The organism is Piezobacter thermophilus, assembly GCF_055386745.1.
In genome coordinates, this window is record NZ_AP042380.1 from 2,674,888 (window position 1) to 2,686,529 (window position 11,642).

Below are 11,642 nucleotides of genomic sequence, written 5' to 3' on the forward strand. Positions count from 1 at the left end.
TGCGCCTTTGGCACAGTCGCTTTGAAGGTGCGCATTCGCGCCCACCCGGGCGGCCGCCTGCCCTCCTCTTGAGCAGAGAATTGAATAAGCTCAGCCGCGGCGCGCCCTATCGCAACCCGTCCTCGCCCTTCACCTCCTCGGCCGCCAGCCCGCCCATGCGGTGGTGAATGCGCGGACCGCGGGCCATGGCCAGCGCCAGCAGCAGCTCATCCGCCCGCGGCCCGTCGGAGATGCCGATCTCGATCCCGTCGAAATGGCTGCGCACATAGGCGGCGTTGATGTGCCCCAGCGGTACGTCGATGCGCGTGCCCACGCCCCCCGCCTTCATGCAGGAGGGGACGATAGCCTTTGCCTCGCCCAGACGCGCACGCATGGCATAACCGCCGGGCACATGCCACAGCGCGGTATGCTCCAGCTCACCCCCCTCGCCGACGATGGCGGCCTTGCCATAGCCGTCGATCCCCTCGATCCCGCCCATCGCCTCGATCAGGCGGTCGGTCATCATCAGGCCCAGCGGCTTGAGATCCTCCATCGCCGGCTGCAGATCCGCGACGAAGCGCCCGGCAAAGGGGTTTTTCACCACCGCCACGACCGCGGCCCGGCGCCTCGGCTGCGCGGGCGGCGGGCCGCCGTCATGGTGGATGTCCTCGATGAAGGTGACGATCTTGCGCAGGGGAAAATCAGGCATGGGCTGTGTCCTTCGTTGCCATGTCGATGAAATCGCACCAGCCGGTCGTGCGCAAGTGCCCCGAAAGACCCAAGAGCGCCGCCTCGATCAGGCCGCGGCGGCGGCAGGCCTCGGCCTGCGCCAACCCCCGGTCCAGCGCCGCGGCGATTTCGGTCGCGCTCAGCGGCGCCACCCCGACCGTCACCAGTCTCTCGCCCAGGTCGCTGTCAGGGACCAGATCCCGGGCCGGCCGGCGGCGCACCCTAGCACTTCCCGGCAGGTCTACCGCATTGGCGATCAGCGTCGCCGCCGCGTCCGCCTGTGCTGCGCTGCGAGCCAGCACGGTGACCGTATCGGCAATCCCCAGCGAGTGGCTGCGCCCGCGCCAGCCCGACGTGGCCACTCCGCGCACCGGGCTGCGGTCGGGGATGCGGATGAGTCCGCCCGGCACCCCCGCCACCGCCGCCGTCATCGCCTCTGCCGGCGCCAGATGCAGCGCCACGTCGCCGCCATTGTTCACCCAGGCCCGGCGCAGCGGCCCGGCCGCGACCATCTCCCGCAGGATCTCGTCGGCCACGGCGCCGGCCACGGCCGCCATGGGGGTGATGAAGCCCTCTGCGGCAAAGGGGGCCACCGCCGCCGCCATTTCCCGCGCCACGACCCCGCGGGGCTGCATGGCCCTTCCGGCCGGCGCCCGCAACAGGTCCAGCTCGGCAACCAGTTCCTCCAGCACGGAGGCAAAACGCCGCGCCGCCGCCGCCAGGGCCGCCTTCCGCCCCGCCCCCCGCGCCTCGACGATCAGGTCGATGGGCCCATGATGCAGATGCAGCCGCCGCCCGTCGGGCAGGAAGGAAACCTGCGGCCCGCCCGCCATGCTAGAGATCCTCTCCGGGCCGGCTCAGGGCGCGGATCTCGCCCCCATATTCACCGCCATGTTCGAGAATGTCGCGCATATCGCGAATCTTCTCCACATGTCCGCCCATCGCCGCATAATCCCCGCGCGCAAGAGTGAACTCCAACGGCGCGACAAGGGCCGGCGTCGGCACATGTCCGAACGAGCCCTCGGGCATGTCCATCACGTCCACCATCAGGGTGATGCCCCCGCCCGGCCAGACCGTGGCCGGCACCCCGCCACAGCTGACCCGCACCCGCCCGGCATGCACCGCCCGCGTCAGCCGCACCGGGTTGGCCGTGACCCCCGCTCGCAGACTGCCCCCGGCACCGGCCATGAACAGCACCGAACACAGGGCCGGTTCGCAATTCTCGGCGATCAGATCGACCGTCGGGCGCAGATCCTCGGGCAGAGGCGCCGGGCGCGGCACCAGATCCTCGTCCAGCACGTAATAGCCCCACTGCTCGCCGGTGGTGGACACCATCAGCAGCGTCAGCCCCGGCCTCGCACCCTTCTTCGGATCCCATTCGCCCAGAATGGTCAGCGGATCCTCGATATCCGTCCCCCCCCAGCCCGAGCCCGGCTCGGCCACCCGGAAATAGCGCCCCGGCGTCGAGCGGTGCCCACGGATGCGTATCCCGGTGGGCGCCCAGCCCAGAACCTTGCCAGCCTGATGCTCGCTGACCACCCCGGTGATGTGATCGTCCACCACCACCACCTCGTCCACCTTGCCCTGCCACTGACCCGCGAACATCCCCGCCGTGGCCGAGCCGCAGCCCACCCGCATCCGCTCTTCCCGCACCCCGTCCACAATCGGCGGCTGACCCGCCTGCACCACCACCGAGGCACCGCCGTCCACAGTCAGCTCAACCGCCTCGCGATTGCACAGGCGCAGCAGCACGTCGCAAGTCGCACGTCCCTCGGCCTTGCTGCCGCCGGTCAGGTGATCGACACCTCCCAGACTCATCATCTGAGACCCATATTCCGCTGTGGTCACATGGCCCACAACCTCGCCGCGCGACCGCACCCAGGCGGCCTCGGAGCCAAGATGCCGGTCGGTGTCGATCTTCACCTTGACCCCGCAATAGGAAAAGATCGCCTCGGTCACCACGGTGACGAAATCCACCCCGTCCAGTTCGCGGCTGACGATGAAGGGCGCGGGCTTGTAATCGGGATAGGTGGTCCCCGCCCCCGCCCCGGTCACGAAAAGATCATCCCCCGACACCTCGCGCCCGTCCCAATGGGCCTTGAGGAAAGGCTTGATCTCGTCGCCACGATCCAGCGACCGGTCCAGCACGGTCAGCGGATCGCAACGCATGATGCGCCCGCCCATATTGGCATAGCGATCGCAGGCGCCGATCCGGCCCTCGGCGATATAGCACATCACCGGACAGGCATCGCAGCGGATCTTGTCCTCGCGCATCCGGCGGGCGCTCATCGCCGCGCCCTCCCGCCTTTTTCTGGCCGGAAATATCCCGGGGGAGTCCGCCGCAGGCGGACGGGGGCAGAGCCCCCCGCGGCCCTGCCCGGCCTCATCTTCCCGCCTCGCGGATTGCCGCCAGAACCCGGTCCGGCCGTGCCGGCAACCGCGTGATCCGCGCCCCGCAGGCATGGCGGATCGCGTTCAGGATGGCCGGAGCAGTAGGGATCAGCACATGCTCGCCCAACCCCTTGGCGCCGAAAGGCCCCTCGGGGTCGGGCTTCTCGATCAGGATCGAACGGATCCGGGGCATGTCGCCCACCGTCGGAATCAGATAGTCATGCAGGTTCTCGGTGCGGCCGGGGACGAATTCCTCCATCAGCGCCATCCCCAGACCCTGGGCGATGCCACCCTCGATCTGGCCCTTCGCCAGAGCCGGATTGATCGCGCGGCCCACGTCATGGGCGGCGGTGACCCGCCGCACCCGAACCGTGCCAAGGCCGGTATCCACCTCGACCTCGGCCATCTGCGCGCCATATCCGTAAACCGCATAGGGCGCGCCCTGCCCGTTCTCGTCCAGCGCCCCGGTCGGCGGGTCATAGCTTTCCTCGGCGGCCAGAACATAGCCGTGTTCGTCGGGCGCCATCGCCGCAAGGTCGATGCGCCGCTCGCCGCGCCCGTCCCGGACCCGCAGCGCGCCCGGCTCGGGTTCAATCACCGCATCATCACCCATGTTGGTCAGCACCAGGATCCGCGCCCGCAGCGCCCGGCCGGCACGCAGCGCCGCATTGCCGGTGACGAAGGTCTGGCGCGAACCCGAGGTCTTGCCACAATCGGGCGTCAGCGCCGTGTCGGCTCCGACCAGTTCCAGATCCGACAGCGCCACGCCCAGCGCATCGGCGCAGATCTGCGCAATCACCGTGTTCGAGCCCTGCCCGATATCCACCGCCCCCTGGTGCAGCACGATCCGGCCCTCGGCCGTCACGCCGAGGCGGATGGTGGCGGGATTGGGCAGCGCCGTGTTGCCGCAGCCATACCAGCACGAAGCCACCCCCACGCCGCGCCGGAGCCGCGCGCCGGTGTCATTGACCGCCCGCGCCTCGGCCAGCGCCTCGGCCCAGGGCCGGGCCAGCGCATCCAGGCAGTCGCGGATGCCCACCCCGAACAGCTGCTGCCCGCACACGGTGCGATCCCCGTCGCCCAGCGCGTTGATGCGGCGGAACTCCAGCCGGTCGATCCCCGCCGCCAGTGCAAGATCGTCGAACAGGATTTCCTGCACGATCGCCGCCTGCGGCACGCCGAAGCCCCGGAACGCCCCCGAAACCGGGCCGTTGCTGTGCACCGCCCGCGCCTCGGCGCGGTAATTCGGAATGCTGTAGGGCCCCGAGGCATGAACCGGCACCCGAACCGCCACGGTCGGACCCCAGCTGGCATAGGCCCCGGTGTCGAAATCGCCCTCGAATTCCATCGCCAGCAGCCGCCCCTCCGAATCGGCCGCCGCCCGCGCCCGCAGCCGCGACGGATGCCGCTTGGTGGTCGCAGCCATGCTCTCGCGGCGGCTGTAGGCCATCCGGCAGGGCTGCCCGGTCAGCAGCGCAACCAGCCCCAGAAAGGGTTGCACGGAAAGATCCAGCTTGGAGCCGAAACCGCCGCCGGTGGCCGCTGGAATGACCCGCACCCGCCCGGGCGGCAGGCCCAGCAGGCGGGCAGTATCGTCGCGGTCCATCACCGGTGCCTGGGTGCAGGCCCGGATCACCAGGACATCGCCCTCCATCCATGCCGCGCCGGCCTCGGGCTCCACATAGGCGTGTTCGACGAAAGGGGTCTCCACCGTCACCTCGGCCTGCACCGCCGCCGCCGCAAAGCCCGCCTCCACATCGCCGCGCCGCACCCGGCCGGTAATCAGGATATTGCCGTCGCGCCCCTCGTGCAGTTGCATCGCATCCCAGGCCAGGGCGCGATCGAGACCCAGAACCGGCTCTTCCGGCTGCCACGTCACCGGGAAGCGGTCGAGGTCCAGCGCATCGACCACGTCCGGCGGGCCGGCCACCACCGCCACCGCCTCGCCCCGCATGCGCACGCGCCCCTCGGCCAGCGCGGGCTGATCCGCATAGGCGGGGATGGTGCCGAAACGGTTTTCGCCCGGCACGTCGGCGGCGGTAAAGACCCGGACCCCCTCGGGCACCCAGCCGGCCACATCGCCAAGGGTGAAGCGAGCCGCAAAATGCGGCGACCGCACGACCCGCAGCAGGAGCGCGCCGGGCGGCCATTCGTCGGCGCCGAAAGCTTCTACACCGGTCACCTTCGGCACACCGTCCAGCCGAGGCAGCGGCTTGCCCACGGCACCGCCCGGCTCCGGCGCGGGGGACGCGCCGCTGCCCGCCGCGTCCAGAACCGCCTCGACGATGCTTGCATAGCCCGTGCAGCGGCACAGAACCCCGCCCAGCGCGTCCTCGACGCAAGCGCGGTCGGGAAAGGGCGTGTGCCGCAAAAGCGCCGCCGCCGCCATCAGCATGCCCGGCGTGCAGATCCCGCACTGCGCCGCGCCATGGCGCAGGAAGGCGGCCTGAAGCCGCTCTCCGATCTCGCCGCCGACCCCTTCCACCGTGGTCACGCGCCGCCCTGCCGCATGCGCCACCGGGGTCAGGCAGGCGCAGACCGGCTCGCCGTCCAGAAGCACGGTACAGGCCCCGCAATCGCCCGCATCGCAACCCACCTTGGTGCCGGTCAGGCCAAGATCCTCGCGCAGCACCGACGACAGCCGCCGCCCCGGCGCCACGCGGATGTCATGGCACGCGCCATTGACCGTAAGGGTGATCGCCTGGCGGTCGGTCATTGGCCATCCTCCCCGGCCAGTTCCGCAAGCGCGCGGCGCAGAAGCGTCACCGCCGCCTCCAGCCGATAGCCGGCATCGGCCCGCACATCCGAGATCGGCGACAAGGCCGCCCGAACCGCCCCGGCATCAAGCGCCCCGGCCAGATCCGCCAGCGGCAGCCCGACAAGCGCAGATTCGGCCTCGCGCAACCGGACCGGCACCGGGCTGCACGCCCCGACGGCAAGCGCGACCGACTCCGCGCACCCGTTCCCGGCATCAATACGTTCGCGCCCGTTCCGGGCATCAGGGCGTTCGCTCCCGTTCCGGGCGACCACCCGCACGGCGACCGAGACGATCGAGATGACCAGATAGCGCCGCGACCCCAGCTTCAGAAACCGGCTGTGTCCCGCACCCTCCGCACGCGGAACATGAACCGCAACGACCAGTTCGCCGGGCGCCAGAACGGTGCGCCGCACCCCGGTGATGAAGGCGCCAAGCGACACAAGCCGGCGGCCCGTGGCCGAGGCGATCTCGACCCGCGCCTCCAGCGCCAGCAGCGGCGGCACCCCGTCGGCCGCCGGAGAGGCATTGCACAGGTTCCCCCCCACCGTGCCGGCATTCTGGATCTGCACCGATCCGACCTCGTGCGCCGCGTCGCGCAGCATGTCGAAACCGGGCGGCAGTTCGGCGTGCAGGATGTCGGCCCAGGTGGTGGTCGCGCCTATGCGCCAACCCTGCCCGGTAGAGGTGATGCCGCGCAGCTCGGCAATCCCGGTCAGGTCGAGCACCGGCCCCGGCAGCGTTTGCGCCTCGGTCGCCGGGAAAAGGTCGGTGCAGCCGGCCGCCGGGGTCATCGGCTGCCGGGCAAGAATGTCGAGCGCCTCGTTCAGCGTTTCCGGCCGGAAATGCTCGCCCACTGGCACCTCCTCGCGCCCCGGCGCATCCTTCCCCGTCTGGATACAGGCGGACTTTGGGGCAGCACCTGCGGCACTGTCAACACGGGATGGAGGAAAGTCCACGGCGAACGGGCGAGGCGAAGGGCCGCAGAGCGGCGACGGGCGCGGGATTCAGACACCGAGGTGACGTTCGATGATCCGGTGATCGGCCCGCAGCGCCGCCGCGTCGAGCGTTTCCAGATTGCGGCCGTTCTCGATGAAGGCGACGCGATCGGCGATGGAAAGCACCGCATCGACCCGCTGTTCCACCAGCAGCACCGCAGTGCCGCGGTCGCGCATCAGGGCGACCACCTTCCGGATCGCCTCGATCATCGAGGGCTGAAGCCCCTCGGTCGGCTCGTCCATCAGCAGCAATTCGGGGCGCAGGCAAAGCGCGCGGGCGGTGGCCAGCATCTGCTGCTCCCCGCCCGAAAGCGTATCGGCGCGCTGCTCCAGTCGCTCCCGCAGACGCGGGAAAAGCTCCAGCACATCCCCGAGAACGGCCCGGTCCGACCCCCGCGCCAGCAGGCCGATTTCCAGGTTCTGCGCCACGGTCAGTTCACCGAAAAGCCGCCGCCCCTGCGGCACGTAACCGATGCCGCGCAGAGGCACCTTGTGCGCGGGCAGGTCGCCGAGGGTCTCTCCGTTGAACCGGACCGCGCCCGAGGTCAGCGGCACCAGCCCCATGATCGCCTTCATTGTGGTGGTCTTGCCCGCCCCGTTGCGGCCCAGAAGGCACAGGATCTCGCCCGGCGCCACGCTCAGGGACAGGCCCCGCAGAACCTGCGCGCGCCCGTATCCGGCATCGATCGCCTCCACTTCCAGCATCATCCCGTTCCCAGATAGGCGGCCTGCACGGCCGGGTCGGCATGGATCTCGACCGGCGTTCCCTCGGCCAGTATTTCGCCGGAATTCATTACCGTCACCATGTCGGCGGTTTCCATGACCACGCTCATGTTGTGTTCGATCAGCAGGATCGTCGTGGTCGCGGAAAGGTCGCGGATCAACGCCTTGAAGGCGGCGATCTCGCTGTCGGCCAGCCCTTGGGTGGGCTCGTCCAGGATCAGCAGGCGCGGGGCCTGCACGATCCCCATGGCAATTTCCAGCAGCCGCTGGTGGCCATAGCTGAGATCGCCCGCCACCTGGTCATGCCGGTCGCCAAGTCCCACCCGGTCCAGCGCCGCACCCACCGCGCGCGCCACCTCCCGCGCCCCGCGCAGCCGCCGCCGGGCCGCCAGAGCCACGTTCTCGGCCACGCCAAGCCCCGCGAAGACCGAGGTGATCTGGAAAGTATAGGCCATGCCCAGCCGGATCCGCCGGTGCGCGGGCAGGCGCGAGATGTCCCGCCCGTCGAAGATGACCGAACCGGCGCTGGGCACGATCCGCCCGCAAAGCATCCCGACAAAGGTCGTCTTGCCGGCCCCGTTGGGACCGATCAGGGCACGGATCTGACCTTCGGGAAGGTCGAAATCGACCGCCCGCACCGCGTGCAGCCCGGCGAAATGCTTGCTGAGGCCGCGGGTGGACAGAAGGCTCACGGCAGCCACCTCCACAGCCGCGCGCGCAACTCGCCGGCCAGCCCCTGCGGCGCAAACAGCGTCAACCCCACCAGCACGATACCGGCCACCAGCATGTAGGCGCTGGTCACCTGGCTGGAAAGGTCGATCAGGTAGAACATGAACAGCGTTCCGAGGAACGGGCCGATCACCGTGCCCGCCCCCCCCAGCAGCACCCACAACAACGGGAAGATGGAATACTGGACCGAGGCAAAGCTTGCGCCCACATAGCCGAACAACAGGCCATAGGTCGCCCCCGCCGCCGCCGACATGGAGCCCGAGATCACCACCGCCGCCAGCTTGTGCGCAAAGACGTCATATCCCAGCATCCGCGCGCGCTCCTCATTCTCGCGGATGGCGATCAGAACCCGCCCGAAGGGGCTGTGCACCAGCCACAGGACCGCGCCGAGGCACAGCCCGAACAGCACCAGCGCCGCGAAATAACGGTTACTCGGGTCCGACAGGTCGATCCCGCCCAGCACCCGCGCGGCGCGGGCAATGACGAAACCCTCGTCGCCGCGCGTCAAGGAACCGAAATACAGGATCGTCAGATATCCCGCCTGCGCGAACATCAGAGTCACGATCATGAAGGCCACCCCGGAGGTGCGCAGGGCCAGAATCCCCAGCGCCCCCGACACCAGCACTCCCGCCAGCAGCCCCAGAACCAGAGCCGGACCGGCCGCCACCCCGCCATGCTGCATGGCCAGTCCCATGCCATACATGCCGGCGGCAAAGAACAGCGCATGACCGAGGCTCAGCAACCCCGTATAGCCGAACATCACGTTGTAGGCGATGGCAAAACTCGCCAGCACCATGATCCGCGCCAGGTTGCCATGGTGATAGGCGGGCAGCACGAACTGCAACGCGAAAAGCAGCACGATCAACCCGCCATGCAGGGCGACCGATTTGCCCGCCCCCTTCATGCGCGCCCACCCCCGAACAGCCCCTGCGGGCGGAACACCAGCACCAGCGCCACCAGCAGCGTCGCCAGGATCTTGGCCAGCGTCGGCGAAAAGAAAACCGAGATGATCCCGTCGGACAATCCGATCAGCACCGCAGCAACCACGGTGCCGGGCAGACTTCCCAACCCGCCGATGATGACGACGATGAACGACAGCAGCAGCGGATCGCCCCCCATCAGGTAATGGGCCTGACTGATCGGCACGATCAACACCGCCGCCAGCGCCGCCAGTCCCGCCCCCAGGCCGAACACGATGGCATAGATGCGCTCGACCGGAATGCCGAAGGCCAGCGCGATCTCGCGGTCAGCCTGCGTTGCCCGCATCAACAGCCCGATCCGCGACCGCGCCATCAATACCCGCACCCCCAGCAGAACCACCGCCGCGGCACCGATCACCGCCAGCTTGTAGGAGGTCGTCGAAAGCCCCCAAGGCCAGTAAAGCTTCAACCCCGTGCCGGTCCACTCGACCCAGGGCAGGGCAAGACGCGTATTGAAGGGCGGCTCGACCGGCCGCGCATCGGGACCGTAGGTCATCAACGTAACCTGCTGGATGATGTAGAGAATGCCAATGGTGGCAACAATCGTGCGCTCGGGGTCGTAACCGATGCGCTTGAGAACCAGCACATCCGCCGCCACCGCCACCAGCGCAACCAGAACCGGCGCCACCAGCAGAGCGGCCACGAAACCAGCCACCGGACCGCCACCGACCAGATGCGCCACCCACCACGCCAGAACCGCACCCAGCATGAAGAATTCGCCATGGGCCACGTTGACCACGCGCATCACGCCGAACACCAGGCTCAGCCCGACCGCGGTCAGCGCCAGCACTGCCGCCGTCACTGCCCCCTCCAGCGTGGCAAGCATCAGATATGGTCCGAATTCCATCCCTCACCTGCCCGTCCCGGCGCGGCCGAAACCGCCCGCGGCGCCCTTCCTCTTGCCTCAAATACTCCGGGGTCCGGGGCAGAGCCCCGGTTCCGCCGGATCGGGCATCCCCTGCATCCGCCGCTACAGCGCCTGCGTGGTGTAATCGACCTCGTCCGGGTAGAACCCGTCATCCAGGGACGTCACGTGCCTGACCTTCAGCTGTCCGGCCTCGACCTGGCTGATATACTGCACGCCAAACACCTGGTGGGTCTTGCCGTTGAACAGCTTCGGCCCCTGCGGATGCTCGAACGATTCGGGCATCTCGCGCATCGCCTCGACCGCCTCGATCAGCACCGCCCGGTCCTGCGGCCCGCGATAGCCGGCCGCCTCCATCCCCGCCTTGATGACGTAAAGCGTCTCCCAGCAGCCGAACATGTGTGCAAAAGTGGCGATATCCTTCGGATCGTCCAGCGAGGCCCCCTTCGCATCCACCCCCACGGCGGCACGATAGGCCTTGTCATATTCGGTCTGATCGGGCTGGGCGTGCCGCGGCATGCCCTCCCAGAAATAGGTGCCTTCCAAGAACTCCAGGCCGGGGCTGGCGATGTCCACCGCTTCCAGGCTGTCGATGAAGCCGAAGATCTCGGGGCGCGAGGGGCCGAAGAACTCGCCCATCTCCTTGACGAAGGTCAGCACCGCCGGGCCGACCATGACGTGATAGAGCACCTCCGTCTCGCGCGGGATCTTCGGGAAATAGCGGGTGAAGCTGGTCTCGGTCGGCGGAATGGCAATGTGCTCCAGAACCTCGCCGCCCTGCGCCTTCATCGCCTCGGTGAAGAAGTCGCGGTGATTGTGCCCGAAGGCGAAGTCTGGGAAAATCATCGTGACCTTCTTTCCCAGGTTCTCCTTCACGAAGGGCGCCATCGCCTGGACCTGGCTTTTCACGTCGGTGATGCCCGGCTGCAGCGTCCAGCGGTTGAGCATGCCGCTGGCCACATGGTGGCCTTCGGAAACCACGAAATAGGGCAGCTTCAACTCGCCCGCGCGCGGGGCCGAGCCGATGACTACATGGCTGAACAGCGTGCCGAAGGCCACGTCCACCCCGTGCTGGTTGGCGAATTTCTCGACCACCTCGGCGCCGCGCTTGGGATCGGTGCCGTCATCCTCGGCGACGATCTCCACGGGCCGGCCATTGATGCCGCCTGCCGCATTGATCCGCCTTGCCGCGGCCATTGTGGTGCGCTCGTACCACCGGCCATAGGCCGCGCCGATGCCGGTGCGGTGAACCTGGAAGCCGATGCGGATGGGTTCGGCGCTCTGCGCGCTGGCATAACGCGCCCACAGCGGCAGGGTCGTGGATGCCGCTGCCCCCCCTGCGGCAAGGCCCAGCGTCTTGAGCGCACCCCGGCGGGTCGTCCCGGCAGGCTTCCCGGTCGAATCGGTCATCGGATTTTCCCCCATGCTGGCAGTCGGTCCGGCCCGTTTGCCGGGCCGGTTGGCGCAAATTGTGCAGCCTCGGCCGCGATCTG

10 protein-coding genes are annotated in these 11,642 nt (G+C 68.9%); all 10 read right to left on the bottom strand.

Annotated elements, in window-relative coordinates:
- Positions 1 to 106: 106 nt before the first annotated feature.
- The 10 genes from ACZ5CM_RS12935 to ACZ5CM_RS12980 all read right to left on the bottom strand — a co-directional run bounded on the left by ACZ5CM_RS12935 (position 107) and on the right by ACZ5CM_RS12980 (position 11,559).
- The gene (locus ACZ5CM_RS12935; RefSeq protein WP_464639183.1) at positions 107 to 688 is read right to left on the bottom strand and encodes an amino acid synthesis family protein; all 582 of its coding nucleotides are present in this window, start codon (positions 686 to 688) and stop codon (positions 107 to 109) included.
- On the bottom strand, positions 681 to 1,541 hold the full coding sequence (locus ACZ5CM_RS12940) for a UPF0280 family protein (protein ID WP_464639184.1): 861 nt from the start codon (positions 1,539 to 1,541) through the stop codon (positions 681 to 683). Before ACZ5CM_RS12940 ends, ACZ5CM_RS12935 begins: the two co-directional genes overlap by 8 nt.
- 1 nt (position 1,542) lies before the next feature.
- Positions 1,543 to 2,997 carry a 6-hydroxynicotinate reductase gene (locus tag ACZ5CM_RS12945; protein ID WP_464639185.1) on the bottom strand — a complete coding sequence of 485 codons (1,455 nt, stop codon included), beginning with the start codon at positions 2,995 to 2,997 and terminating at the stop codon, positions 1,543 to 1,545.
- 94 nt (positions 2,998 to 3,091) lie between these two features.
- Positions 3,092 to 5,815, bottom strand: a complete 2,724-nt coding sequence (locus tag ACZ5CM_RS12950; protein ID WP_464639186.1) for a molybdopterin-dependent oxidoreductase — start codon at positions 5,813 to 5,815, stop codon at positions 3,092 to 3,094.
- Positions 5,812 to 6,711 (bottom strand): FAD binding domain-containing protein, encoded by a 900-nt coding sequence (locus ACZ5CM_RS12955; protein WP_464639187.1) that lies wholly within the window; start codon positions 6,709 to 6,711, stop codon positions 5,812 to 5,814. Before ACZ5CM_RS12955 ends, ACZ5CM_RS12950 begins: the two co-directional genes overlap by 4 nt.
- Positions 6,712 to 6,861: 150 nt before the next feature.
- On the bottom strand, positions 6,862 to 7,557 hold the full coding sequence (locus ACZ5CM_RS12960; RefSeq protein ID WP_464642608.1) for an ABC transporter ATP-binding protein: 696 nt from the start codon (positions 7,555 to 7,557) through the stop codon (positions 6,862 to 6,864).
- Complete coding sequence (locus ACZ5CM_RS12965; RefSeq protein WP_464639188.1) at positions 7,557 to 8,267, bottom strand: ABC transporter ATP-binding protein; 711 nt, start codon at positions 8,265 to 8,267, stop codon at positions 7,557 to 7,559. Before ACZ5CM_RS12965 ends, ACZ5CM_RS12960 begins: the two co-directional genes overlap by 1 nt.
- The gene (locus ACZ5CM_RS12970) at positions 8,264 to 9,208 is read right to left on the bottom strand and encodes a branched-chain amino acid ABC transporter permease (protein WP_464639189.1); all 945 of its coding nucleotides are present in this window, start codon (positions 9,206 to 9,208) and stop codon (positions 8,264 to 8,266) included. The genes ACZ5CM_RS12965 and ACZ5CM_RS12970 overlap by 4 nt, the downstream gene beginning before the upstream one ends.
- Positions 9,205 to 10,131: a branched-chain amino acid ABC transporter permease gene (locus ACZ5CM_RS12975; protein ID WP_464639190.1), complete on the bottom strand. Its 927-nt coding sequence runs from the start codon at positions 10,129 to 10,131 to the stop codon at positions 9,205 to 9,207. Before ACZ5CM_RS12975 ends, ACZ5CM_RS12970 begins: the two co-directional genes overlap by 4 nt.
- A gap of 123 nt (positions 10,132 to 10,254) precedes the next feature.
- A complete protein-coding gene (locus tag ACZ5CM_RS12980; RefSeq protein WP_464639191.1) occupies positions 10,255 to 11,559 on the bottom strand; it encodes an ABC transporter substrate-binding protein in 1,305 nt (434 codons plus the stop codon).
- Between the last annotated feature and the right edge of the window lie 83 nt (positions 11,560 to 11,642).

What these genes read in the sequence shown, in the direction of transcription:
- ACZ5CM_RS12935 (WP_464639183.1), bottom strand. Translation starts at nt 688, where the DNA reads ATGCCTGATTTTCCCCTGCGCAAGATCGTCACCTTCATCGAGGACATC.
- ACZ5CM_RS12940 (WP_464639184.1), bottom strand. Translation starts at nt 1,541, where the DNA reads ATGGCGGGCGGGCCGCAGGTTTCCTTCCTGCCCGACGGGCGGCGGCTG.
- ACZ5CM_RS12945 (WP_464639185.1), bottom strand. Translation starts at nt 2,997, where the DNA reads ATGAGCGCCCGCCGGATGCGCGAGGACAAGATCCGCTGCGATGCCTGT.
- ACZ5CM_RS12950 (WP_464639186.1), bottom strand. Translation starts at nt 5,815, where the DNA reads ATGACCGACCGCCAGGCGATCACCCTTACGGTCAATGGCGCGTGCCAT.
- ACZ5CM_RS12960 (WP_464642608.1), bottom strand. Translation starts at nt 7,557, where the DNA reads ATGCTGGAAGTGGAGGCGATCGATGCCGGATACGGGCGCGCGCAGGTT.
- ACZ5CM_RS12970 (WP_464639189.1), bottom strand. Translation starts at nt 9,208, where the DNA reads ATGAAGGGGGCGGGCAAATCGGTCGCCCTGCATGGCGGGTTGATCGTG.
- ACZ5CM_RS12975 (WP_464639190.1), bottom strand. Translation starts at nt 10,131, where the DNA reads ATGGAATTCGGACCATATCTGATGCTTGCCACGCTGGAGGGGGCAGTG.
- ACZ5CM_RS12980 (WP_464639191.1), bottom strand. Translation starts at nt 11,559, where the DNA reads ATGACCGATTCGACCGGGAAGCCTGCCGGGACGACCCGCCGGGGTGCG.